We start from the raw sequence: 23,316 nt of genomic DNA on the forward strand, positions 1-23,316 counted from the left end.
CGGGAGGGGTGTCAATGACGCCAGCCGGTCCGGGTGCCGGTCAGCGGTTGCGGGCGGCGCGGAGCAAGTGGAGTGCGGGCTCCGGGAGTTCGCGGCCCTTGGGCCAGACCGCGTGCAGGGTGCGGTGCAGCGCCACCGCCGGATCGACCGGCACCTCCACCAGCCGGTGCCCCTCCAGGTCCTCCCGTACGGCCAGCGCGGAGAGCACCGCGGGCGCCACCCCGCGGGCGGCGGCGCTGCGCAGCGGTGCGGTCGAGCCCAACTCCAGTACCGGCACCGCGATTCCGTCGTACCGGCGCAGCGCCTTCTCCAGGGTCTCCCGGGTGCCCGAGCCCGGTTCCCGTACCAGGAGCGGGGTGTCGGCCAGCTCCTGTCCGGAGAGCGGGGTGCGGCGGCGGGACCACGGGTGGCCGGGGGCGACGACGATGGCGAGCCGGTCCCGGCCCACCGCGGACCGGTGCAGATCGTCCGGGACCCGCGGCCCCTCCACAAAACCCAGATCGCACTCGCCGCGCCGCAGCGCCTCGACGACCCCCCAGCTGTTGGTGACGGTCAGCCCCACATGCGCCTCCGGGGCCCGCTCGCGCAGGGTGACCAGCCAGCCCGGCACCAGCTCCTCGGCGACGGTGAGGCTGGCCGCCACCTGCAACCGGTGCTCCTGCCGGGAGCGCAGTGCGGCCGCGCCCTCCACCAGGGCCGAGGCCTCGGCCAGCACCGACCGGGCCCAGTCGGTGACCACGGCGCCGGCCGCGGTCAGCCGGGAGCCCGAGGTGGAACGGTCCAGCAGATGCAGGCCGAGGCGGCGTTCCAGGGTGCGCATCCGGGCGCTCGCCGAGGGCTGGCTGATCCGCAGGCGGGCCGCCGCCCGGCCCAGACTGCCCGTCTCCGCGACGGCGACCAGCAGCTCCAGGGCGTGCAGATCGGGCAGCGGCCGCCCGGAGCCCTCACCGGTGCTCTCGCCCCGGCCGCGGTGCTCGGCCGGGCGCCCGCGGCGCCCGTCACCGGCTGGTCCGCCTGGTCCGGCTGCCGCCGCTCTGTCCATGGGGACAGCCTAGGGGATGACCCATAGGGGAACTCTATGACCTGGTCATCACCTGCTGTCTACCGGCGGTGACGGAACCCCGGGAGCCTGGTGATCATGACCTCGGAGACGAGTACCGCCCGACAGGCTTCGTCCCACCCCGCGGCGGAAGCGACCGGCGGCGACCGGGGCGTCCTCGGCCGGGCCGGGAGCGCGCTGCGGCGAAGTGGGCGGGGGCTGCGGCGGAGCGGGTACGGGCTGGCGCTGGCCGCGGTCGGAGTGGCGCTGGCCGAGTCGGTGCACGTCCTGCTGCCCGCCGTTCCGGCGTTGACCGCCGCCGTCGTCCTGGGGATCGCCGCCGCCCATCTCCCCGGCGTCCGGGGCCTGGTGACGGGCGCCGCCCGGCCGGGCCTGACCACCGCGGGCAAGCGGCTGATGCGGCTTGGCATCGTACTGCTCGGCCTCAGACTCAGCCTCGGCGATGTGCTGGGCCTCGGCTGGGTGACGGTGGCGATGGTGCTGGGCGTGGTGGTGGCCACCTTCTTCGGCACCTGGTGGCTGGGCGGCCGGATGGGCCTGCCCGGAGATCAGCCGCTGCTCATCGCCACCGGCTACGCCATCTGCGGCGCCTCGGCGATCGGCGCGGTCAGCGGCGTACTCGGCCGGGAGGACGAGGCCGGTAGGGACGGTGATTCCGGTGATTCCGGTGCCCGGGGCGGGGGAGCGGACGGCGGCGGTCATGCCGCGGATGTGGCGACCTCCGTCGCCCTGGTCACCCTCTGCGGCACCCTCGCCATCGCCGTACTGCCGCTGCTGCGCGGCCCGTTGGGGCTGGACCCGGTGGGTTTCGGACGGTGGGTGGGGGCCGGGGTGCACGATGTGGGGCAGGTGGTGGCCACCGCGCAGACCGCGGGCGGGGCCGCGCTGAACGAGGCGGTACTGGTCAAGCTGATCCGGGTGGCGATGCTGGCGCCGCTGGTGGCCGGAGTCTCCCTGGCCCACCGCCGCGCCACCCGCCGGGCGGCCACCGAGGGCGGGACCACGGTGGCGGGTGCGGCACAGGCCGGGGTGCGGCGGCCCCCGCTGGTCCCGCTCTTCGTGCTCGGCTTCCTCGCCATGGTGGTCCTGCGCAGCACTCTCGCACCGGCCGCCGGACTGCTGGACGCGGCGGACACCGCACAGGAACTCCTGCTCGCCGCGGCCCTCTTCGGGCTGGGCAGCGCGGTGCATCTGCCGAGCCTCACCCGCTCCGGCGCCCGCACCGCCGCCCTCGGCCTCGCCGCCTGGCTCGTCGTCGCCTCGGCCAGTTACGCGGGCGTCCTGCTGACCACCTGAGCCGCGCCCGAGCCGCGAAGTCCGCGCCCGAGCCGCGAAGTCCGCAGCCGTTCTGCAGCCGTTCTGCAGCCGTTCCTCGGCCGTGGCCGGAAGCCGCGCTCCCTATCGTCAGGCAAGGGGGAAATAGCAGGTCAGGCACGGCTTTTCGGATGAGTCCATGGGTGCCCGCTAAATCCTCCGGTCATTTTCCCGCGGAATTCCTGCCGAACTCCCAGAATTCTCTGAAGCACCAATTCCAGTTTCCTCCAGAGGTTTTGGCCTCTGGTTCGCAGGCCTCATGATGAACACCGGAACGCTGCTTACGCACTACCGGTTCACTTCTGTTTGCCGGTAGCCGTCGGTGTGGGGCCGACGGTCACAGGAGGGGGTATTCAGGACATGACCACGGACACGGAAGCGAACCAGGCGGGGCCTCCGGCGGGTGCGGTACCGGACCCGAAGGACGTCGCCTCGCTGGTCCAGTACATCTTCGGAGCCCTGTCCGCGCACACCCTCGGGGCCGCGGCCCGGCTGGGAGTGGTGGAGACGATCGGGGACGGTGTGGCGACCGTGGAGGAGGTGGCCGCCGGCTGCGCCACGGACCGTGAGGCCACCCTGCGGCTGCTGCGGGCGATGGCCGGTCTCGGGCTGGTCGAGGAGACCACGCTCTTCAAGGTCACCCCGGCCGGGCAGATGCTCGACTCCAGTCGGCCCGGCTCCCTTTCGTCCCTGGCGAAGGCCTTCACCGAGCCGTCGATGGTGCGCTCCCTGGAGAGCCTGGACGACGCGGTACGCACCGGTGAGGCCGTCTTCCCGAAGGTCTTCGGCCAGGACTACTTCGACTACCTGGAGAAGCAGCCCGAGGAGGCGGCCAGCTTCAACGCCGCCATGGGCGAGTCCTCCGCGGCCACCGCGGCGATGGTGGCCGAGGGCTTCGACTTCGGCGGCTTCGGCACCGTGGTCGACCTCGGCGGCGGTGACGGCACCCTGCTCGCCGCCGTGCTCCAGCGCTATCCCGAGGTCCGCGGCGTCGTCCAGGACCTGCCCGGCGCACTCGTCCAGACCCCGCAGAACATGCGCGACGCCGGTGTCCAGGAACGCTTCACCGCGGCTCCCGACGACTTCTTCGTCTCGATCGCCGAGGGCGACCTCTACGTCCTCAAGGGCGTACTGCACAACTGGGACGACGAGCACTGCCTCAAGCTGCTGCGCAACGTGCGGGAGTCGGTCCCGGAGAAGGGCCGGCTGCTGATCGTGGAGAACGTGCTGCCGCCGCATGTGGCACCGGAGTTGGTCGGCTCGTATCTCAACGATCTCAATATGCTGGTCAACTTCGGCGGCAAGGAGCGGACGGCGGCCGACTTCGCCGCACTGCTCCGGCAGGCGGACTTCGCCCACCCCGTGGTCGAGCAGCTCCCGGCCTTCGGCGTCTCCCTCATCCACGCGGCACCCGCCCCGCAGTGACCCGGCCGGCGACCCAACTCACCCCCGCCTCAAGTCACTTGGCGTCCGCATAGCACTCCACCGCCGCCACCGTGAACGGGAAACGGACCGGGATCGGGCCGAAGACCAGGCCGGTCGCCTCGGCGGCGGCCTCATGGATGGCGGCGGTGACGGCCGGGACCTCCTCCGTGGGGCACTCCACGATGACCTCGTCGTGCTGGAAGAAGACCAGCTCGGCGGCGAGCGGAGCGCACCTGCGGCGGAGCGCGGCGAGCAGCAGCAGGGCCCAGTCCGCGGCGCTGCCCTGGACCACGAAGTTCCGGGTGAAGCGGCCGCGGGCGCGGGCGCCGCTGCCCCCGGCGGGTGACGGCTCCTCCTCCTGCGGCAGCCCCGCCTCCTCGGCCTCCCCCGGGGTGCCGGACGGCGGGCAGGTGCGGCCGAGCCAGGTGCGCACCAGCCGTCCCTCCTCACCGGCCCGCGCCGCCTCGTCCACATAGGCCACGGCCTGCGGGAAGCGGCGGCGCAGGGCGGCCAGATGCTTCAGCCCGTCGCCCGAGGTCTGCCCGTATATCGCGCCGAGCACCGCCAGCTTGGCCTGCTCGCGGTCACCGGCGAACGCCCGCTCGGACACCGCCTGGTACAGGTCCTCGGGCCGGGCGGCGACCTCCATCAGGCCCGGATCGCGGGACAGGGCGGCGAGCACCCGCGGCTCCAGTTGGTCCGCGTCGGCGACGACCAGCCGGCGCCCCGGCCCGGCGACCACCGCACGCCGCAGCACCCGCGGGATCTGCAAGGCCCCGCCGCCGTGGGTGACCCAGCGCCCCGAGGCGGTGCCGCCGGGCAGGAACTCGGGGCGGAAGCGGCCCTCCCGCACCCAGTCCTGCAACCAGGACCAGCCGTGCGCCACCCAGATCCGGTACAGCCGCTTGTACTCCAGCAGCGGGGCGACCGCGGGATGCGCCACCGACTCCAACTCCCAGCGGCGGGTGGACCGGACGCGGATTCCGGCCCCGGCGAAGGCGCGCACCACATCCGCCGGGAGGTCGGGGCGGACGCGGCGGCCGAAGGCGGCGGACACCTCCTCCGCCAACTCGGCCAGACGCCGCGGCTCCCCGCCGCCCGCGTACCGCTCGCCGAGCAGCTCCGCCAGCAGCTCCCGGTGCACCCGGGCGCTCCACGGCAGGCCGTGCGCCTGCATCTCGGCGGCGATCAGCATCCCCGCCGACTCGGCCGCCGTCAGCAGCCGCATCCGCCCCGGCGCGGCCGTCGCCCCGTGCCGCCGCTGCTGCTCGGCGTACACATCGAGCAGGGCCTCGGGCTGGACGGGCGGCGGGGCCGGGTCGAAGAGGGAGGACTGGGCGCCGGGCTCCGCGGCCCGCGTCGGCGGATCGGGCGGTACGGGCAGGCCGTGCAGCCGGGCCCAGGCGGCGGCCGCCGAGCGCGGGGCGCCGAGGCGGCCCTCGTGCCCCAGCAGCAGGGCTTCGGCGGCCTCGATGTCGTAGGCGCGGTCCACCCGGAGGCCCGCGGCGAGCAGCCTGGGGTAGACCGCGGGGGTGGAGCGCCAGACCCAGCGGGTGGCCTCGGGGCGGGCGGCGACCGCGGCCACCAGGTCCGGTTCGCGCACCGATGGCCCCGCGGGCAGCGCGTCGTCACCGAGGGGGACCAGGTCGGCGCCGGTGCCCTCGGTGGGAAAGACCGCCCATCGGGTGCCCATGCCGCGAGTCTGCCACCCGGCACTGACAGCGCCCGGCGCCGGCAATCCAGTCCCCCCAACTCCCGTATTACAGACCGCTGTTGGGCCACCGGGAGCGGAACGTCCCCTTCCTGCTGGTAGCTTTCGTTGACCGACACGCCGGGACGATCCGGCGTCCACGCACCAGGCATCACCAGGGGGACGACATGACCTCAATGCTCAAGCGCGCCAGAACCGGCGCGGCGGTGGCAGGACTCGCCGCCGCGCTCCTGCTCAGCGGGTGCAGCAGTGACGGGGGCGACTCCGAGGACAAGGACAAGCCCGCGGGCGGTTCCTCGGCCGGTGCCGCCGAGTCTCCCGGTGCCGACAAGCCCGCCGACGGCGACCAGGCCGTCACGGGCGATGTGGACGGCAGTTGGCTCGCCAACGAGGGCGGCAAGGCCGTCGTCCTGGTCATCTCCGACGGCCAGGCCAGCTTCCTCGCCGCCGGTACGGCGTGCAGCGGAACCGTCAAGGCCGGAGTGATCGACCTCGACTGCGCCAACGGCGCGGGCCCCTCGGACAACCCCCGCGGCACCGGCCGGGTGAAGTCGGTCGAGGGCGACACCCTGAAGGTCGCCTGGGACGGCAAGGGCGAGGAGACCTACACCAAGTCCGAATCCGGCAAGATGCCCCCCGGTATCACCGCTCCCCCGGACCTCCCGACCCCCGCCCTGCCCACCCCCTGACCGACTCGGCGGCGGGCTGACCGACTCCGGCCCCGGGTGCCCTACTTGACGGGTTGCCCGGGGCCGCCGAGTGCCTCGGAGAAGTCGTCCAGCCGGGCCAGCAGCAGCCGCGCCGAACTCCGTACCAACTGCTCGTCGGCCTGCCTCCGGCCCTGGTCCGCGGACGCCTCCGGCACGGCTGGGCCGCCCACCGTCTCGGCGGGCAGCGCGAGGTGCGCCCCGGCCGGAGCCCCGGTCGCCTCATGCGCCTCCCACTCCTCCAGTACGGCCCGCACCGGCGCCCAGTCCGGCACCCGGCGCTCCCGTACCGCGCGGGCGCCGCGCTCGGTGGAGACCCGCAGCGCCTGCGACAGGTCCGCCGCCCAGGGCAGCGGCGGCTGGGAGGCGTCCGGCAGATGCGCCTCCATCAGCATGGCCACCCGGCCGAGTTGGGCCAGCGCCTGCCCCGCGGCGTCGGCGGCCTCGGGGGTGAGGTTGCCGCGGTGCCGTACCGGTTCCGCGGTGGCGCGGGCCTTGGCCTCCCGCCAGGCGATCCTGGCGTCCCGGGCGGTGAGCAGCGCCTCCCGCACCTCGGCCCGGTCCCGGTCGCCGGGCGCCGCGTAGTGGGCGGTGACGGCGGCGGCGTAACGGCCGCCGGTACTCAGCCAGTCGGCGAGCCTGGCCCGCAGCCGCGGCGTCTCCCACGCCGGGTAGACCGCGTACGCGGAGACCGCGAGCACCCCGCCGAGCAGGGTCAGCAGGACCCGCTCCGGCACCGTCTGGGTCCACTGCTCGCCGCCCATGCCGAGCAGGAAGACGACATAGGCGCCGATACAGGCCTGCGCCGCCATCTGCCCGGTGCGCAGCAGCAGATACATCAGGCAGGCGGACACCACGGCGAGCAGCCCGGCGAGATAGGTCCCGGGCGACGCCAGCCGCACCACCCCCGTCGCCAGGGCCACCCCGACGAGGGTGCCCGCGAAGCGCGCCACCGCACGCGAGTACGTCTGCGAGAAGTCGGGCCGCATCACCATCACGCCCGCCATCGGCGCCCAGTAGCCGTGGCCGAGGGGGAGTGCGGTGCCGATCAGGTACCCGGCGGCGGCGACCGCGGAGACCCGTACCGCGTGCCGCAGGATCGGGGAGCCGGGCCGCAGTTCCCCGCGCATGGCGGCGAGCGCGACCGGCAGCAGTTGCAGCAGCCCCGGCCGCCGCAGTGGCACCCCGGACCGCGGCCGGGGAGCACGCCGGGCACCCGAGGGGCGGCGGGGGACGGGGGGTTCGTCGGGCGGGCCGGAGTCGGCGGAGCGTTCGGGGGCGGCCTCGCGGATGGGGAGGCCGCTCGGGCCGGAGGTGCCGCCCGCCGCCTCCACCACATCGTGCAGCAGCACCGCGAGCCGCTTGGCCGCCCGCCGGGCCGGCCCGGTGAGCAGCGCCTCGGTGTCCGGGGTGCTCAGTACGGAGACCGCCGCGGGCTCCAACTCCACCGGCCGGCCACGGCGGATGGCCAGTGCCGCCGCGTCCAGCACCGAGCCGGCCGCGGTCAGCAGTTCCCGCACCCGCTCCCGCTGCGGCCCCTCGGCGGGGGCGCCGACCGCCGGGTCCGCCAGTGAGGCCAGCACCGGCCGAATGCGTTCGGCGAGGCCGCGGGTGCCGCTGAGTTCGGTGGGGCGGCGGCGGGCCTGGCGCTCCGTCAGCGAGGCCGCGTTCCGCGCCTCCATCAGCGGCTGCGGGTCGAAGGCGGCGGTCGCCTCGTGGCACAGCCGGCGCGCGTAGCCGGCCTCCGCGGTGAGGGCGTCGGCGAGGGCGTCCCGGTGCGCGCCCCAGGGCCGTACCGGGAAGAGGAGGACGAGGGCGGCCTGCACCAGGCCGCCGACCACCATCATCGCGGCGTGCCCCGCGGCCCCCGCGACCGAGGTCGGCAGCGTCACCGTCACCAGCATGATCGCCACATTGGAGGAGGCGATCAGGCCGACGGTGGGTCCGGCCGCCCAGGCCATCCCGGCGAGGAAGGTCCACGCCACCAGCAGCAGCAGGAAGAGCAGCGGGTGGGAGGCGGTGACATAGCCGAGGAACGTGGACAGGGCGAGGCTGGTGCCGGAGGCCAGGGCGAGTTCGGGCCGCGGGCGCCAACTCCGCTGGAAGGTGGCGATCGCCGCCTGGAAAGCGCCGAAAGCGGAACCCGCGGCGACGGCCGGTCCGAACGCCCACAGGCTGAACGAGACCACCAGGGCGAGCCCCGCGGCACCGCGGAGCGCGATGAGCGGTTCAAGCCTTTTCCGTTCGATCGTCAGCCCCGAGCGGGCCGTCTCCTTCAGCGCTCGAAGCCAGGTCACCTGCACAGGATACGGGCGGTGACCAGCCACGCCAGGGCCGCCCCGAGCAGGCCAAAGCAGGCCAGCGGACGACTGCGGAGCAACCGGGGAGGAGTATCCGCCGCCCGTCCGGCAATACGCACCGTGAGCACCGTGGGCAGAGGAGGGCCGCGGAAGGGAACAGCGGACGGAACGGAAACGGAACAGGAATGCCTGCTCGTACGTCTGACTCTGCGGATGCGTCCGCACCGGGCAGCCGGTTGGGTGCGGAGCTCCGGACGGTCACGTTCCGGAGTCGTCCGCTCTCGGTGCGGTGGGCGGAGCGCGCGGCGCACGGCCCCGCTGTAACCGTGGGAACACCCCCCGTGCACGTGCATCTGCTTGTGCATGGACACATGCATCCGCTCATGCAGCAGTAACTGAACGGCAGTTATGATCCGGCGTAGTTGACCACTGCATCAAGCCATCGCGTCACCAGTCACCTCGCCACCGCACCACCTCGGCTTCACCACCGCCGCATCACCGACCTCACTGGCCACAGCACCACCGGGAGCGACCTGTGCACCACGTCTACAACGGCATGGCCGCCACGGAACTGCGCGAAGCGGCTTGGCAGAAGAGCCGGCACAGCAACTCGCAGGGCTCCTGCGTGGAGTTCGCGAAGCTGCCCGGCGGCGGGGTCGCGGTACGCAACTCGCGCTTCCCCGACGGACCGGCCCTGGTCTACACGCGCGCCGAGATAGAAGCGATGCTGCTGGGCGTCAAGGACGGCGAGTTCGACCACCTGGTCGCCGGGGCCTGACCAGCCGTCAGGTCATCCCGACAGCTTTCCGCTCATTGTCCGAACCCCCGCCTGACCTGGGCGAGTTGGACTACCGTGAGTGTTCCGGGCGCTACGCACACGGCCCCGGATCAGGGAACGGACACCGCGCCGGGCCGTAATTCACCGGCCGTACCGCGGTAGTTCCACACCTTCCACGGAGGAGCACACCATGCCGCCGAGACGGGTGGTCACCGGACGGAGCCAGGAACCGCGCCAACGGTTCGTCGAGGAGCTTCGGTCACTCCGCGCGCGGAAGGGCGACAGTCTTCGCAGACTCGGTGAAGTGCTGGGCTGGGACTGGTCGTTGTTCAGCAAGATGGAGAGCGGCCAGACCCTCGGCGGCCCCGAGGTGGTGCAGGCGCTCGACCAGCACTACGGCACCGGCAGCCTCCTGCTCACCCTGTGGGAACTCGCCCTCGGCGACCCCACCCAGTTCCGCGAGCAGTATCGCCGGTACATGTCACTTGAGGCGGAGGCGGTGAGCTTGTGGCAGTACTCGCCGAGCATCATCCCCGGCCTGCTTCAAACGGAGGAGTACGCGTACGAAGCCATCTCCGCCGGAGGCACCAGGGGCGAGGAGCTGAAGCAGCAGGTTGAGGCCCGCATGAGCCGACATGAGGTGCTGGCCGGGGACGACGGCCCGGCGTTCCGCGCGATCCTGCCCGAGGCGGTATTGCGTGAGCCGCTGCGCGACGCTCAGGCATGGCGAGGGCAGCTTGAATACCTTGTGCAGGCATCCGAGCGCCCGAACATCACCCTTCAGGTGCTGGCGCAAGGCACCGGACTGCACAGTCTGATGAACACCGACGTGTGGTTCCTGCGCCTCGTCGATGGTCGTACGGTGGCATACACGGAGAACGACATCCGCGGTGAACTGATCGAGGAATCGGCCGCTGTCGAGCGACTCCAGCTCAGATACGATTCGATGCGCGACCTGGCTCAATCCCCGGCCGCGTCACGGAAGTTGATCACGAAGATGTTGGAGGAAGCGAAGTGCGATCCATCGACCTGAGCGCCGCCTCGTGGCGTAAGAGCTCGTACAGCAACACGGACGGTGGCGCCTGCGTCGAGGTTGCCGACGGCTTCCCCGCTGTCGTCCCCGTCCGTGACAGCAAGACCCCGCAGAGCCCCGCGCTCGTCTTCGACAACGCCACCTGGACGTCGTTCGTGGGTGCGGTCAAGGGTGGACGGTTCACCGGCTGAGTCGAGGAACAGCGCAGTCCTGTTCGGTCCGCGGTACCCCCCAACTCGGGGCGGTGCCGCGGACGTTCGCTGTCAGACCTTGGAGGAGCACACCATGCGATCCATCGACCTGAGCGCCGCCTCGTGGCGTAAGAGTTCGTACAGCAACGCGGACGGTGGCGCCTGCATCGAGGTTGCCGACGGCTTCCCCGCTGTCGTGCCGGTCCGTGACAGCAAGACCCCGCAGAGCCCCGCGCTCGTCTTCGGCAACGCCACGTGGTCGTCGTTCGTGGGTGCGGTCAAGGGTGGACGGTTCACCGGCTGACCGCCCCCGCGTCATCCCGGTAATCGGCCCCTGTCGCCTGGCGGGGGCCTTCCTGGTGTGCGTCACACTCCGAAGACGGCCCAAACCACCTTGCCGGGCTGGGAGTTGGGGAGCGGGTGCCAGCCCCAGCTCTGGCTGAGGGAGTCCACCAGGAAGAGGCCGCGGCCGGACTCCGCCGCGAAGTCGTCCACCTCGCAGGCGATCGGGCTGTCCGTACTGGGGTCGCGTACCGCACACACCAGCCGGCTCGCCCAGTGCAGCAGATGCAGCCGGACCGGAGGGGCGGCGGGACGCGGGACGTCCGAAGGGAGCGCGTGCCGCAGGGCGTTGGTGACGAGTTCGGAGACCACCAGGCCGATGTCGTCGCAGTGGTCCGCGAGGCCCCACTCGTCGAGGGTGCCGCCGCTGAACTTCCTTGCCTCGCGCACCGCTTCATAGCGGGCGGAGAGGGCGCAGGAGGCGGACCTGGAGACCGCCGAGGGGTCGATCGGGGGAAGCCCCCGCCTCGACGGCTCGACAAGCATGGCCGATCCATTCGTCCCCATGCGAAGGCACTCCCGTGATTCGCGTCCGTAGCGCTACTGCGGTGCTGCGGTGGTGCGCCGACCATGGTTCCGAATGCCTAGGGCAGATGCAAGGGCAGATGCACGTGCACGCGCCTGTATTGTCAATTTCTGCACCGGTTTCCACCGACTATTTCTTTGCCTTGCGCGTACAACCTCTGCGCATATTCTCTGTTTCCGTAACCGACCGCCTACGGGGTGGAGCGTTTTAGTGGCACACTGCCGTTTTCGGAACGTGTCAGGCCGTTCCGGAAGGTGCCAGGGAGGGTCGACGAAGTGACCGCAGGCGAAGCAGGCGGGGCGGGGCAGAGTTGGGGCTACCCGCAGCCGTCGGGCTCCGGCCCCAAAGGAGGATCGGTCGTGCGACGCATCCTGCTCGGCTCCCAACTGCGGAGGCTGCGCGAGGGCGGAGGCATCACCAGAGAGGCCGCGGGGTACTCGATCCGCGCCTCCGAATCGAAGATCAGCCGGATGGAGTTGGGCCGGGTCAGCTTCAAGACCCGTGACGTGGAAGACCTGTTGACCCTGTACGGCGTCACCGACGAAGGGGAGCGCGGGGCGCTGCTCTCGCTCGCCAAGGAGGCCAATGTGGCCGGTTGGTGGCACAGCTACTCCGATGTGCTTCCCGGCTGGTTCCAGACCTATGTGGGACTGGAGGCCGCCGCCTCCCAAATCCGGGCGTACGAAGTGCAGTTCGTGCACGGACTGGTGCAGACCGAGGCCTACGCGCACGCGGTGGTCGTCCGCGGCACCAGCGGGCTGGCCGAGGACGAGATCGAGCGTCGGGTCGCGCTGCGGCTGGCCCGGCAGAAGATCCTCGTCGCCGAGCACGCCCCGCACCTCCATCTCGTCCTGGACGAGGCCGCGTTGCGCCGGCCCTACGGCGACCGGGAGGTGATGCGCGGCCAGCTCCAGCACCTCATCGAGATCTCCGAGCAGTCCAACGTCACCCTCCGGGTGATGCCGTTCAGCTACGGCGGGCACGCGGGCGAGTCCGGCGCCTTCGCCCTGCTCAGCTTCCCCGAGTCCGACCTCTCCGACGTGGTGTACCTGGAGCAGCTCACCAGCGCCCTCTACCTCGACAAACGCGAGGAGGTCGAGCAGTACGAGCGCGCCATGGCCCAACTGACCGAGGCCGCGCCGGGCCCCGAGGAGAGCCGCGATCTTCTGAGAGGTCTACGCCAACTCACCTAGTACGCAAGTACGATGACGTGGCATCAGGCTCTCTTCTGCCCGCCGCCGACTGCCGTAAGGGATGACATGTCGTTCTTCACAGACCTGGACCAGCAGTACATCGACGGCGCCTGGCGTCCGGGCAGCGGCTCCTGGGACATCATCGACTTCAACCCCTACGACGGGGAGAAGCTCGCCTCGATCACGGTGGCCACCGCCGACGAGGTCGACCAGGCCTACCGCGCCGCCGAGCGCGCCCAGCGGGAGTGGGCCGCCGTCAACCCGTACAGCAGGCGGCTGGTGTTCGAGCGGGCGCTGCGGGTCGTCGAGGACCGCGAGGAGGAGATCGCCGCGGCGATCACCGCGGAGCTGGGCGGCACCCGCACCAAGGCCGGGTTCGAACTCCACCTGGTGAAGGAGTTCCTGCGGGACGCCATCCATCTGGCGCTGCGCCCCGAGGGCCGGCTGCTGCCCTCGCCGATCGACGGCAAGGAGAACCGCGTCCACCGGGTCCCGGTCGGCGTGATCGGTGTCATCAGCCCGTTCAACTTCCCCTTCCTGCTGTCGATGAAGTCGGTGGCGCCCGCGCTCTCGCTGGGCAACGGCGTGGTGCTCAAGCCGCACCAGAACACCCCGGTCTGCGGCGGCACCCTGGTCGCCAAGGTCTTCGAGGAGGCGGGGCTGCCGCCCGGTCTGCTCAATGTGGTGGTCACCGACATAGCCGAGATCGGCGATGTCTTCCTCACCCACCCGGTGCCCAAGGTCATCTCCTTCACCGGCTCCGACCGCGTCGGCCGGCACGTCGCCACCGTCTGCGCCTCCCAGTTCAAGCACGCGGTACTCGAACTCGGCGGCAACAGCGCCCTCACCGTCCTCGACGACGCCGACATCGACTACGCGGTGGACGCCGCCGTCTTCAGCCGCTACGTCCACCAGGGCCAGGTCTGCATGGCGGCCAACCGGATCCTCGTGGACCGTGCCGTGGAGCGGGAGTTCACCGAGAAGTTCACCGCCAAGGTGCGCGGCCTCAAGGTGGGCGACCCGGCCGACCCGGAGACCGTGATCGGCCCGCTGATCAGCGCCTCGCAGGCGGACGCCGCCACCCAGATCGTGGACCAGGCCCTCGCCGAGGGCGCCACCGCACTGGTGCACGGCCGCGCCACCGGAAATCTGGTCGAGCCCAGCGTGCTCGCGGGCCTGCCCGACGACTCCCCGCTCCTCAAGCAGGAGATCTTCGGCCCGGTCGCCGTCATCATCCCCTTCGACGGCGACGACGAGGCCGTCCGGATCGCCAACGACACCCCGTACGGACTGAGCGGCGCGGTGCACACCGGGAACATCGAACGCGGAGTGGCCTTCGCCCGCCGCATCGACACCGCGATGATGCACGTCAACGACTCCACCGTGCACGACGAGCCCCTGGTCCCCTTCGGCGGCGAGAAGAACTCCGGCACCGGCCGCCTCAACGGCGACGCAACGGTAGAGGCCTTCACCACCACCAAGTGGATCTCCATCCAACACGGGCGCAGCGGGTTCCCGTTCTGACCCGAACAGGGGCCGCAATGAGGTCAGGATCTGGCCTCATTGGGTCCTAGTGTCGGTGGTGTCGAAGGGGAACGGCGCGGGTCGTTCCCCGGTCCCACCACCTGAAGGCGGTTCGTCATGGTCACCCACGTTCCCTCCGAGGCTGCCGGCGACGAGTGCGGGGCGCTGCTCGCGTTCGTCGAGGCTCAGCGCGGTGCGCTGCGGCGGTCGGTGCTCGGGCTGAGTGAGGAGCAGGCCGCGAGTCGGCCCAGTGCCAGTGAGCTCAGCCTGGGCGGACTGCTCAAGCATGTCGCCGAGACCGAGTTGAACTGGCTGCGGATGGCCCAGCAGCAGCCCAACGAGAAGGCCCGCACCCAGGAGAACTGGCCCGAGAGCTTCCGCCTCGTCGGCGACGAGACGGTCCCCGGGATGCTGGGTTTCTACGCCGAAGTCGCCGCCCAGACCGAGGAGTTCGCCCGTTCCCTGGACAGCCTGGACGACACCTTCCCGCTGCCCGAGGCGCCGTGGTTCCCCAAGGAGGGCCGGGTGTCGATGCGTTGGCTGCTGATGCACCTGGTGGAGGAGACCGCCCGGCACGCGGGGCACGCCGACATCATCCGTGAATCCCTGGACGGCGCCACCGCCTTCGAGCTCGTAGCCAAGGCCGCGGCCGACGCGGGCTGAGGCGCACCCTAGGGTGGGCGCATGTCCGCGATCCGCCTGCTCGTTCTCGGTGCCGTACGTCAGCACGGCCGGGCGCACGGCTACCAGGTCCGCAGCGATCTGGAGTTCTGGGGCGCCCACGAGTGGTCGGCCGCCCGGCCGGGTTCGATCTACCACGCCCTCAAACAGATGGCGAAACAAGGGCTGTTGTACGCCCACGACACCGGCCCCTCCACCGCGGGCGGCCCGCCCCGCACCGAGTACGAGCTGACGGCCGAGGGCGCCGGGGCGTACCTCGCGCTGCTGCGGGACTCGCTCACCGGACACGACCAGAAGCCCGATGTGCTCGCCGCCGCCCTCGGCTTCATGGTGGACCTGCCCCGCGCCGAGGTCCTGGACCTGCTCGCCGAACGCGTCCGCCGGATCGAGGCCTGGCGCACCTCCGTCACCGAGCACTACACGCCCGAGGAGGGGCCGGGGCCGCTCGGCCATATCGGCGAGATCATGCACTTCTGGGTGCACTCCGCGGACGCCGGCGCCGAGTGGACCCGCGGCCTGGTCGCCCGGATCGAGAGCGGCGCGTATGTCTTCGCCGGGGAGGGCGAGCCCTTCGTCGGCGTCCTGCCGGAGGGCCGCCCCAACCCGTACGCCACCGGCGAGCACCATCCGGACGACGACCGGTAGCCGTACCCCCGGGCGCCTCAGTGGTGGAAGCCCGTGGCCGAGTCCCGGTCGAGTACCGCGGAGCGGGGCTGGGCGCGGAGTTGGGGGAGCAGCCGGGCCAGGTCGTCCAGCAGCAGATCGCCCAGATCGCTGGAGAAGCCGTTGCGGCACACGATCCGCAGGACCGCCAGATCCTCCCGGTGCGCCGGGAAGGTGTACGCGGGCACCAGCCACCCGTGCTCCCGCAGCCGCCGCGACACGTCGAAGACGTCGAACGGCGGGGTGCCGCCGCCGGACGCCGGTTCGGTGGTGAAGGCGAGGACGGGCAGCTCCTCGCCCCGGGTCAGCATCCGGAAGTCCCCGAACGCCTCGATCCGCTCGGCCAGTTCACGCGCCACGTCCCGGGTGGCCTGCTGCACCTCCCGGTACCCCTCCCGCCCCAGCCGCAGGAACGAGTAGTACTGCGCCACCACCTGCGCCCCGGGGCGGGAGAAGTTGACGGCGAAGGTCGGCATCTCGCCGCCCAGGTAGTTGACCCGGAAGACCAGCTCCTCGGGGAGTTCGGCCGGTGACCGCCACAGCGCCCAGCCGACGCCCGGGTAGACCAGGCCGTACTTGTGCCCGGAGGTGTTGATGGAGGAGACCCGCGGCAGCCGGAAGTCCCACACCAGGTCCTGGTCGATGAAGGGCGCGACCATCGCGCCGGAGGCGCCGTCCACATGGACCGGGATGTCGAGTCCGGTCCGCTCCTGGAGTGTGTCCAGTGCCGCGCACACCTCGGCGACCGGTTCGTAGGAGCCGTCGAAGGTGGAGCCGAGCACGGTGATCACGCCGATGGTGTTCTCGTCGCACAGCTCGGCCGCCGCCTCCGGGTCGAGGTGGAAGCGGTCGCCCTCCATGGGCACCTGCCGCGGCTCCACCTCCCAGAAGTTGCAGAACTTCTCCCAGCAGACCTGCACATTGATGCCCATCACCAGATTGGGCCGGGCGCCGGCGGACGGGTAGCGGTCCTGGTTGCGCCGCATCCAGCGCCGTTTGAGCGCCATCCCGGCCAACATGCAGGCCTCACTGGAACCGGTCGTCGAGCAGCCCACGGCCGTCGAGGGGTCGGGCGCGTGCCAGAGGTCGGCCAGCATGGACACACACCGCCGCTCCAGCTCGGCGGTGCGCGGGTACTCGTCCTTGTCGATCATGTTCTTGTCGCGGCACTCGCCCAGCAGCACCGTCGCCTCCGGCTCCATCCAGGTGGTGACGAAGGTGGCCAGATTGAGCCGCGCGTTCCCGTCCAGCATCAACTCGTCGTGCACCAGCCGGTACGCGGTGTCGGGAGCGATCGGATTCTGGCCCAGCCGGTCCTTGGGCGGCGCCTCGATCATGCCGGCCGTGGGGTTGGCCACGCCGTGCATCGGGTTGACCGGCAGCCGCCGGCCCTTCTCCTTCTTGGGGCCGTAGTGCAGCGGCACGGCGGACCTCCTCGCGGTGACGGTGTGCGGCGGAGCTCCCCGGAGCGTTCCCACCGCCTGAACCCCCTGGCGACGATACGGAGAAAGCGGGCATAACGCCTCTCCGGTGCCGTCCGCCGATCCCGCCCGCCGTCCGCGCTTGCACCTCACGCGACGTGAGGGGGCACGCTGGACCGCAGGCCGAAGCAACACGAGAGAGGCGGGCGCCATGAGCTGGACCGTGGGCCGGGTCGCCGCATCCGCCGGGATCACGGTGCGCACCCTGCACCACTACGACCAGATCGGGCTCCTGGTACCGAGCGGCCGCAGCCACGCCGGCCACCGCCGCTACGAGGACCGCGACCTCGACCGGCTCCAGCAGATCCTCTTCTACCGGGAACTGGGCTTCCCCCTGGACCAGGTGGCGGCCCTGCTGGACGACCCCGGCACCGATCCGCGCGAACACCTGCGCCGCCAGCACGCGCTGCTCACCGACCGCATCGAGCGCTTGCAGCGCATGGCCGCCGCCGTCGAAACCGCCATGGAGGCACGGAAGATGGGCATCAACCTCACCCCCGAGGAACGCTTCGAGGTCTTCGGGGAGCACGACCCGGAGCAGTACGCCGAGGAGGTCGAGCAGCGCTGGGGCGACACCGAGGCCTACCGCGAGTCGCAGCGCCGGGCCGCCTCGTACACCAAGGCGGACTGGCAGCGGATCCAGGCCGAGGCCGAGGAGCTGAACCGGCGCTTCATCGCCCTGCTGGACGCCGGAACCGCCCCGGACTCCACCGAGGCGATGGACCTCGCCGAGGAGCACCGCCGGTGGATGGACCGCAGCCACTACACCTGCTCCCACGAGATGCACGCCTGCGTCGCCGAGATGTACGTCACCGACGAGCGCTTCACCCGCAACATCGACAAGGCGCGCCCCGGCCTCGCCCGCTTCCAACGGGACGCCATCGCCGCGAACTCGGCCAGACACCGGTAGGGCGTGCTCCCGCAGAGGGGATGGGGCGGAGCGGAACCGGGGAACGTCGCTCCGCGTTGATAGTTTGTCGGCGCACGCCAACCGCGTACCGCCCCGCCACCACCCCTCAGGAGCCCGGAACCGTGACGACGCTTGCGCTCGGACCGAGCTGGCTCGACCCCGACTACCTGCTCAACCAGTTCGGGATCTACGGCCTGCTGTTGATCGTCTTCGCCGAGTCGGGCCTGCTGATCGGCTTCTTCCTGCCGGGGGACTCGCTCCTCTTCACCACCGGCCTGCTGATCACCACCGGCCAGTTGGACTTCCCGCTGTGGGCGGTCATCGCGCTGATCTGCGTCGCCGCGGTCCTCGGCGACCAGGCCGGATACCTCTTCGGCAAGAAGGTCGGCCCGTCCCTCTTCAACCGGCCGGACTCCCGCCTGTTCAAGCAGGAGAACGTCACCAAGGCCCACGAGTTCTTCGAGAAGCACGGCCCGAAGTCCCTCGTACTGGCCCGGTTCGTGCCGGTGGTGCGGACGTTCACGCCGATCATCGCGGGCGTCAGCGGGATGCGGTACCGCTCCTTCATCACCTTCAACGTGATCGGCGGGGTGCTCTGGGGCGCGGGCGTCACCCTGCTCGGCGCCTGGCTCGGGCGGCACAGCTTCGTACGGAACAACATCGAGGCGATGCTGATCCTGATCGTGCTGATCTCGGTGCTGCCGATCGCCATCGAGTTCCTCCGCGCCCGCGGCAAGTCCAAGCGCGAGGCCGCCTCCACCCCCGCCCAGCCCGCCGACCCGGCCCCCGCGGACCCCCAGCGCCACGAGAGCCACCAGGCCTCCCCGGACTACGGAAACCACCCGGGCCACCAGCAGCAGCCCGGCCACCACGACCCCTCCGGCTACCGCGACCAGCCCGGCTACCAGGACCCCTCCGGCCACGGCGGCCACCCGGGCGGCGACCAGTACGGCGGCCCCCAGCAGCACGGCGGCGACCACTACGGCGGCGGCCACTATGGCGGCGACCAGTACGCGGGGAACCAGTACGCGGGCGGGCAGTACGGCGGGGACCAGTACGGCGGCGGCCAGCAGTACGGCGGCGGGCAGCAGTACGGCGGCGGTCACCACGACGGTGGCCACCACGGCGCGCAGCAGTACCAGCCCGAGCCGTACCCGCAGCAGCACCAGAGCGCGCCGTACCAGGGCGCGCCGCAGTACCAGGGCGAGCCCTATCCGCAGCAGGCGGGCGGGCAGGGGCAGCAGTACCCGCCGCAGCCGTACCCCGGGCAGGACCCGCAGGGCGGGCACGGCGGGCAGCAGCAGTACGGCGGCCAGGACCCCTGGGCGCGATAGCTGCCGCGGCGGCTGCATCGCCCGGTCAGAAGCCGCGGGTCCGCTTCGCCGCCCGGCGGTTCGCGGCGCCCGGCACCCGGATCAGCATCCGGGAGATCTCCGAACCGAGGTTCACCCCGATCGCGATGGCCAGCGCCAGCGCTGCCGCCTTGGTGAGCGACACCAGCCCCGCCACCACGTCGTTCTGCGCGAAGCCCAGCAGACCGAAGTACGTCGCGGAACCGGGCAGCAGCGGCCCGATCGCCGCCGTGATGTACGGCAGCGCGGAGGCGAAGCGGTACCGCGAGAAGAGCTGGCCGAACATACCGACCGTGCCCGCCGCGACCGCCGTGGAGGCCACCGGCGACAGCTCGCCCGCGAAGCGCATCGCCCCGTAGATCACCCAGGCCACACCGCCGTTGAGGGTCACCGCGAGCAGGGTGGAGCGCTCCTGCTGGAGCAGCACCGCGAAGGCCAGCGCCAGCCCCATCGAGGCCAGCGTCTGCCAGTACGGCCGCTCCACCACCACCAGCGCCACGTCCGGATTGAGGCTCGCCCCGAACCGCACCCCGAAGTACAGCACCAGCAGCACCCCGGTCACGATGCCGATGAAGAGGTACATGACCTCCAGCAGCCGGGCCGCGGCGGTGATGTAGTAGCCGGTCAGCCCATCCTGCGCGCCCGCCACCAGGGCCCGCCCCGGCAGCAGCGCGAACAGCCCACCGGTGATCACCGCGGACGCCGGTACGTTCGCGTGCAGCAGCGTCAGCGTCACCCCGATCGCGGCCGGCGGCATCGCCGCCACGGTGAACTGGTAGAACTCCGGCAGCCCGCGCCCCGAGCACACCCACGCCAGCCGGTCGCCCAGCACGGCGCCGATCGCGGCCGCCACGAACACCAGCAGACCACCGCCGACCAGGACCGAGGCGCAGCCCGCCAGCAGACCGTTGGCCGCGGTCAGCGCCCAGCCGGGAAAGGGGTGCCGGTTCCGCCGGATCTCCGCCAGCCGCCGGTACGCCTCCTCCAGGGTGATCTCCGCCGCCGGGTCGCCCAGGTCGTCCACCAGCCGGAAGACCGCGGCCAGCCGGGTGTAGTCGGTACCGCGGCGGCGCACCGTGCGGGACGCCGTCACCGGGTCGTCGACCAGGGACGGCTGGTGCGAGACGGACAGCAGGGTGAAGGTGACCGTCGGCTCGCACCGGTCCAGCCCGTAGCTGCGGCAGACGGCGAACATCGCGGCCTCCACATCCTCCGCGCCCTCGCCCCCGGCCAGCAGCAACTCCCCGATACGCAGCGTCAGATCGAGCACCCGGGGCACCGCGGGCCCCGCCTCGTCATGCGCCTGCGCGGGCTCGGGCGCGGGCCGCTCCGCCACCGGCATCCGCAGCATGGTCCGCATCCGGTCCTGCCAGGGCGCCTCCTTGGTCAACTTGACCATGGGGATACCGCCCGGAGGCGTGAACGCCGGCGGACCGTTGCGCGCGGTGTACGTCGCCGGGGTGCTGAAGGCCGAGCCCTCCTGGTCCGCCCCCGCCGACGGCGCCTCGAACCCCTCCGGCAGCGCGAACTCGGAGGTGGTGACCGACTCCTCCGAGGGCGGCGCCGCGAACCCCTCCGGCAGCGCGAACTCCGAGGTGGTACTCGACTCGCCCTCGGGCTCGGCCGGTTCGCCCTCGGACTCGGCCGGTTCGCCCTCCGCCGAGGGCGATTCGTCCTCCGCCGGGGCGGACCCGGCGGCGCCGGCCGACTCACCCGGCCCGCCCCGCTGCGGCTTCCGCCCCGTTTCGCCGTCCTCCGGAGTCCGCTCCGCGTCGTCGCCGTCCCCGGGGGAGGACGGATGGCCGCTCCGCGCCTCGTCCGACTGCGGCTTGCGGTCCTCCGGACCCGACTGAGACCTGCCCACCTCTGCCCCTTCTGCGCCCGAGGGCACTCGATCACTGGTTGTGCCCAGTATGCGTACTCACAAAGAAACGGGCCGTGCGCCCCGGCAGGGGTCGCACGGCCCGTCCGGGCCGGGGGTCAGTGACCGCCCTGCTCCTTGAAGCGCTTGTAGGAGCGCTCGATCTCCGTCTCGGCCTCCGTACGGCCCACCCAGTTCGCGCCCTCCACGGACTTGCCGGGCTCCAGGTCCTTGTACACCTCGAAGAAGTGCTGGATCTCCAGGCGGTCGAACTCCGACACATGGTGGATGTCGCGCAGATGCTCCACCCGCGGATCGGAGGCGGGCACACACAGCAGCTTGTCGTCGCCGCCGGCCTCGTCCGTCATCCGGAACATGCCGATGGTGCGGCAGGTGATGAGACAACCGGGGAAGGTCGGCTCCTCCAGGATGACCAGCGCGTCCAGCGGGTCGCCGTCCTCGCCGAGAGTGTTCTCGACGAAGCCGTAGTCCGCGGGGTAGCTCGTCGAAGTGAAGAGTCGACGGTCGAGGCGGATGCGACCGGTCTCGTGGTCCACCTCGTACTTGTTCCGCGAACCCTTCGGGATCTCGATCGTGACGTCGAACTCCACCGGTGGCTCCTCCATGATCAGCACATACTTCTGGTGGTTAAGTGTCCCTCACGCAGGTACATGATCGCGAAAGGGGCTGGTTGTGGTGCCGGAGCTGCCGAAGCCGAAAACGGGTGCCGGGCTGTGGGCCCGACTGCCGCTGAAACGGCCCGTGGTGCGGCTCGCGGATCTGGCGCACCCCGCGAGCCTGAAGACCTGGCAGGTCACGGCGGGTGCCGCCGCGCTCGGCCTGGTCGTCGTGGCCGGCGCGCTCACCGCCGCCGGCCCCTGGGACTCCGACGGTCAGCGTACGGCCGAGGCGCGACGGGCCACCGCCGGGGCCCCCGGGGGTGGCGCAGATCACGGACGGCCCCGGCCCGGCGGCACCCCGCAGCCCGCCCGCAGCGCCCCCGAGGTGCTCTCCGCGCTCGGTTCCACCGCCCCCGATACGCACCGCGCCACCGGCACCGAACCCACCGAGGCCTCCCTCCGGCGGCTGCTCGGACCGCAGCTCGCCGACGCCTCCCTCGGCGAGCACCGCGCCGCCGCCGTCGTCGACATCGCCACCGGCCACCGCCTCTACGGGGAGGACGCCGGGCGCAGCCTCACCCCCGCCTCCACCACCAAGCTCGCCACCGCCGTCGCCGCCCTCTCCGCCGTCGGCCCCGGCCACCGCCTCACCACCCGCACCGTCCTCCAGCCGGGCGGGCACGGCACCCCGCGAGTGGTCCTCGTCGGCGGCGGCGACCCCACCCTCACCGCGCGCCCCGACGCCGCCGGCAACGCCAGCCTGCGCAAGCTCGCCGCGGACACCGCCCGCCGCCTCGCCGCGGACAAACACGACGAGATCAGCCTCGGCTACGACACCGGCCTCTACACCGGCACCGAGCAGCACCGCATCGGCCCCAACGAGAACCTCGCCCCGGTCACCGCCCTGCTGCACGACGAGGGGCGGCTGGACGACTCCACCGGCGGGCCCGCCCCCCGCTCCACCGACCCGGCGGCCGACACCGCCCGCACCTTCGCCGCGCTCCTCGCCGACCACGGCGTCCGCACCCGCGGCAGGCCCGCCCCGGCGTCCGCGGGCGGCAAGCCCGAGCAGCTCGCCGCCGTCCACTCCCCGCCGCTGTCCGCCCTGGTGGAGCGGATGCTGACGCAGAGCGACAACGACATCGCGGAGCACCTCGCCCGGCACACCGCGCTCGCCGCCGGGAAGCCCGCCGACTTCGCCGGTGGCGGCGCCGCCGTCCACGCCCGGCTCGCCAAGCTCCAACTCCCGCTGAACGGGGCGCACTTCGCCGACGGCAGCGGCCTCGACCGGGCCGACCGGCTCACCGCGGGCCTGCTCACCTCGCTCCTCGCCACCGCCGGCGACAAGGACCACCCCGAGCTGCGCTCCGTCCTCACCGGCCTGCCCGTCGCCGGCTTCACCGGCACCCTCCAGAACCGCTACGGCGGCGCCGAGGAAGCCCCCGCCACCGGCCTGGTCCGCGCCAAGACCGGCACACTCACCGGCGTCAACACCCTGGCCGGCACCGTGGTGGACGCCGACGGCCGGCTCCTCGCCTTCGCCTTCATGACCGCCGGATCCACCACCCCCGGCCCCACCCAGACCTCCCTGGACCGCCTCGCCACCACCCTCACCACCTGCGGCTGCGGCTGACTCGGCGGTTC

General features: G+C 72.1%; 20 protein-coding genes and 1 pseudogene. 14 read left to right on the forward strand and 7 right to left on the reverse strand.

The genetic code is table 11. The annotated features are described in order from the left end of the window. Positions 1-40 precede the first annotated feature (40 nt). Positions 41-1,042 carry a LysR substrate-binding domain-containing protein gene (locus ACFVST_RS12205; RefSeq protein ID WP_390149525.1) on the reverse strand — a complete coding sequence of 334 codons (1,002 nt, stop codon included), beginning with the start codon at positions 1,040-1,042 and terminating at the stop codon, positions 41-43. 96 nt (positions 1,043-1,138) lie between these two features. On the opposite strand from ACFVST_RS12205, the gene ACFVST_RS12210 reads away from it, so the two are divergent. Continuing rightward, complete coding sequence (locus ACFVST_RS12210; protein ID WP_390149527.1) at positions 1,139-2,356, forward strand: YeiH family protein; 1,218 nt, start codon at positions 1,139-1,141, stop codon at positions 2,354-2,356. A gap of 378 nt (positions 2,357-2,734) precedes the next feature. Beyond that, a complete protein-coding gene (locus ACFVST_RS12215) occupies positions 2,735-3,799 on the forward strand; it encodes a methyltransferase (RefSeq protein WP_390149529.1) in 1,065 nt (354 codons plus the stop codon). Between the two features lie 34 nt (positions 3,800-3,833). Here the strand turns inward: ACFVST_RS12215 and ACFVST_RS12220 are convergent, their stop codons facing one another. Then, positions 3,834-5,492, reverse strand: a complete 1,659-nt coding sequence (locus ACFVST_RS12220) for a bifunctional 3'-5' exonuclease/DNA polymerase (RefSeq protein WP_390149531.1) — start codon at positions 5,490-5,492, stop codon at positions 3,834-3,836. Positions 5,493-5,677: 185 nt separating this feature from the next. On the opposite strand from ACFVST_RS12220, the pseudogene ACFVST_RS12225 reads away from it, so the two are divergent. After that, a pseudogene (locus ACFVST_RS12225) lies at positions 5,678-5,875 on the forward strand (hypothetical protein); the annotation flags it as partial. A 365-nt stretch (positions 5,876-6,240) separates the two neighbouring features. On the opposite strand, the gene ACFVST_RS12230 reads toward ACFVST_RS12225, so the two are convergent. After that, the gene (locus ACFVST_RS12230) at positions 6,241-8,514 is read right to left on the reverse strand and encodes an FUSC family protein (protein ID WP_390149533.1); all 2,274 of its coding nucleotides are present in this window, start codon (positions 8,512-8,514) and stop codon (positions 6,241-6,243) included. A gap of 538 nt (positions 8,515-9,052) precedes the next feature. Here ACFVST_RS12230 and ACFVST_RS12235 point away from each other — a divergent pair. The 4 genes from ACFVST_RS12235 (at position 9,053) to ACFVST_RS12250 (ending at position 10,823) form a co-directional block, all read left to right on the forward strand. Continuing rightward, on the forward strand, positions 9,053-9,295 hold the full coding sequence (locus tag ACFVST_RS12235; RefSeq protein ID WP_390149535.1) for a DUF397 domain-containing protein: 243 nt from the start codon (positions 9,053-9,055) through the stop codon (positions 9,293-9,295). A gap of 190 nt (positions 9,296-9,485) precedes the next feature. Then, positions 9,486-10,328: a helix-turn-helix domain-containing protein gene (locus ACFVST_RS12240; protein ID WP_390149536.1), complete on the forward strand. Its 843-nt coding sequence runs from the start codon at positions 9,486-9,488 to the stop codon at positions 10,326-10,328. Continuing rightward, positions 10,310-10,519: a DUF397 domain-containing protein gene (locus tag ACFVST_RS12245; RefSeq protein WP_390149538.1), complete on the forward strand. Its 210-nt coding sequence runs from the start codon at positions 10,310-10,312 to the stop codon at positions 10,517-10,519. Before ACFVST_RS12240 ends, ACFVST_RS12245 begins: the two co-directional genes overlap by 19 nt. 94 nt (positions 10,520-10,613) lie before the next feature. Next, positions 10,614-10,823 (forward strand): DUF397 domain-containing protein, encoded by a 210-nt coding sequence (locus ACFVST_RS12250; protein WP_390149540.1) that lies wholly within the window; start codon positions 10,614-10,616, stop codon positions 10,821-10,823. A 62-nt stretch (positions 10,824-10,885) separates the two neighbouring features. Here ACFVST_RS12250 and ACFVST_RS12255 read toward each other — a convergent pair whose 3' ends face one another. Then, the gene (locus ACFVST_RS12255; protein WP_390149542.1) at positions 10,886-11,368 is read right to left on the reverse strand and encodes an ATP-binding protein; all 483 of its coding nucleotides are present in this window, start codon (positions 11,366-11,368) and stop codon (positions 10,886-10,888) included. 294 nt (positions 11,369-11,662) lie between these two features. Here ACFVST_RS12255 and ACFVST_RS12260 point away from each other — a divergent pair, with 294 nt between their 5' ends. The 4 genes from ACFVST_RS12260 to ACFVST_RS12275 all read left to right on the forward strand — a co-directional run bounded on the left by ACFVST_RS12260 (position 11,663) and on the right by ACFVST_RS12275 (position 15,430). Next, complete coding sequence (locus ACFVST_RS12260) at positions 11,663-12,580, forward strand: helix-turn-helix domain-containing protein (protein WP_390149544.1); 918 nt, start codon at positions 11,663-11,665, stop codon at positions 12,578-12,580. A gap of 66 nt (positions 12,581-12,646) precedes the next feature. Next, on the forward strand, positions 12,647-14,104 hold the full coding sequence (locus ACFVST_RS12265; RefSeq protein WP_390149546.1) for an aldehyde dehydrogenase family protein: 1,458 nt from the start codon (positions 12,647-12,649) through the stop codon (positions 14,102-14,104). Between the two features lie 117 nt (positions 14,105-14,221). Next, a complete protein-coding gene (locus ACFVST_RS12270) occupies positions 14,222-14,767 on the forward strand; it encodes a DinB family protein (protein WP_390149548.1) in 546 nt (181 codons plus the stop codon). Positions 14,768-14,788: 21 nt separating this feature from the next. After that, positions 14,789-15,430, forward strand: coding sequence for a PadR family transcriptional regulator (locus ACFVST_RS12275; RefSeq protein WP_390149550.1), 642 nt, complete (start codon positions 14,789-14,791; stop codon positions 15,428-15,430). A 17-nt stretch (positions 15,431-15,447) separates the two neighbouring features. On the opposite strand, the gene ACFVST_RS12280 is transcribed toward ACFVST_RS12275, so the two are convergent. Further along, the gene (locus tag ACFVST_RS12280; protein ID WP_390149552.1) at positions 15,448-16,872 is read right to left on the reverse strand and encodes a glutamate decarboxylase; all 1,425 of its coding nucleotides are present in this window, start codon (positions 16,870-16,872) and stop codon (positions 15,448-15,450) included. 208 nt (positions 16,873-17,080) lie between these two features. Between ACFVST_RS12280 and ACFVST_RS12285 the strand changes: the two genes are divergently transcribed. Both ACFVST_RS12285 and ACFVST_RS12290 read left to right on the forward strand, forming a co-directional pair. Continuing rightward, complete coding sequence (locus ACFVST_RS12285) at positions 17,081-17,839, forward strand: MerR family transcriptional regulator (protein WP_390149554.1); 759 nt, start codon at positions 17,081-17,083, stop codon at positions 17,837-17,839. Between the two features lie 122 nt (positions 17,840-17,961). Beyond that, positions 17,962-19,173, forward strand: coding sequence for a DedA family protein (locus tag ACFVST_RS12290; RefSeq protein WP_390149556.1), 1,212 nt, complete (start codon positions 17,962-17,964; stop codon positions 19,171-19,173). A 25-nt stretch (positions 19,174-19,198) separates the two neighbouring features. On the opposite strand, the gene ACFVST_RS12295 is transcribed toward ACFVST_RS12290, so the two are convergent. Together ACFVST_RS12295 and ACFVST_RS12300 are read right to left on the reverse strand one after the other, a co-directional pair. Continuing rightward, a complete protein-coding gene (locus ACFVST_RS12295) occupies positions 19,199-21,055 on the reverse strand; it encodes a threonine/serine exporter family protein (protein WP_390149558.1) in 1,857 nt (618 codons plus the stop codon). A gap of 116 nt (positions 21,056-21,171) precedes the next feature. Next, entirely contained in the window at positions 21,172-21,663 is a 492-nt protein-coding gene (locus tag ACFVST_RS12300; RefSeq protein ID WP_390149684.1) for an inorganic diphosphatase, read from the reverse strand. 85 nt (positions 21,664-21,748) lie between these two features. Between ACFVST_RS12300 and dacB the strand changes: the two genes are divergently transcribed. After that, complete coding sequence (dacB, locus tag ACFVST_RS12305) at positions 21,749-23,305, forward strand: D-alanyl-D-alanine carboxypeptidase/D-alanyl-D-alanine-endopeptidase (RefSeq protein WP_390149560.1); 1,557 nt, start codon at positions 21,749-21,751, stop codon at positions 23,303-23,305. Positions 23,306-23,316: the final 11 nt, after the last annotated feature.

The organism is Streptomyces sp. NPDC058045 (assembly GCF_042885635.1).
In the GTDB taxonomy this organism is placed as follows: Bacteria; Actinomycetota; Actinomycetes; order Streptomycetales; family Streptomycetaceae; genus Streptomyces.

What these genes read in the sequence shown, in the direction of transcription:
- ACFVST_RS12275 (WP_390149550.1), top strand. Translation starts at nt 14,789, where the DNA reads ATGTCCGCGATCCGCCTGCTCGTTCTCGGTGCCGTACGTCAGCACGGC.
- ACFVST_RS12250 (WP_390149540.1), top strand. Translation starts at nt 10,614, where the DNA reads ATGCGATCCATCGACCTGAGCGCCGCCTCGTGGCGTAAGAGTTCGTAC.
- ACFVST_RS12205 (WP_390149525.1), bottom strand. Translation starts at nt 1,042, where the DNA reads ATGGACAGAGCGGCGGCAGCCGGACCAGGCGGACCAGCCGGTGACGGG.
- ACFVST_RS12215 (WP_390149529.1), top strand. Translation starts at nt 2,735, where the DNA reads ATGACCACGGACACGGAAGCGAACCAGGCGGGGCCTCCGGCGGGTGCG.
- ACFVST_RS12285 (WP_390149554.1), top strand. Translation starts at nt 17,081, where the DNA reads ATGAGCTGGACCGTGGGCCGGGTCGCCGCATCCGCCGGGATCACGGTG.
- ACFVST_RS12255 (WP_390149542.1), bottom strand. Translation starts at nt 11,368, where the DNA reads ATGGGGACGAATGGATCGGCCATGCTTGTCGAGCCGTCGAGGCGGGGG.
- ACFVST_RS12220 (WP_390149531.1), bottom strand. Translation starts at nt 5,492, where the DNA reads ATGGGCACCCGATGGGCGGTCTTTCCCACCGAGGGCACCGGCGCCGAC.
- ACFVST_RS12265 (WP_390149546.1), top strand. Translation starts at nt 12,647, where the DNA reads ATGTCGTTCTTCACAGACCTGGACCAGCAGTACATCGACGGCGCCTGG.
- ACFVST_RS12270 (WP_390149548.1), top strand. Translation starts at nt 14,222, where the DNA reads ATGGTCACCCACGTTCCCTCCGAGGCTGCCGGCGACGAGTGCGGGGCG.
- ACFVST_RS12210 (WP_390149527.1), top strand. Translation starts at nt 1,139, where the DNA reads ATGACCTCGGAGACGAGTACCGCCCGACAGGCTTCGTCCCACCCCGCG.
- ACFVST_RS12240 (WP_390149536.1), top strand. Translation starts at nt 9,486, where the DNA reads ATGCCGCCGAGACGGGTGGTCACCGGACGGAGCCAGGAACCGCGCCAA.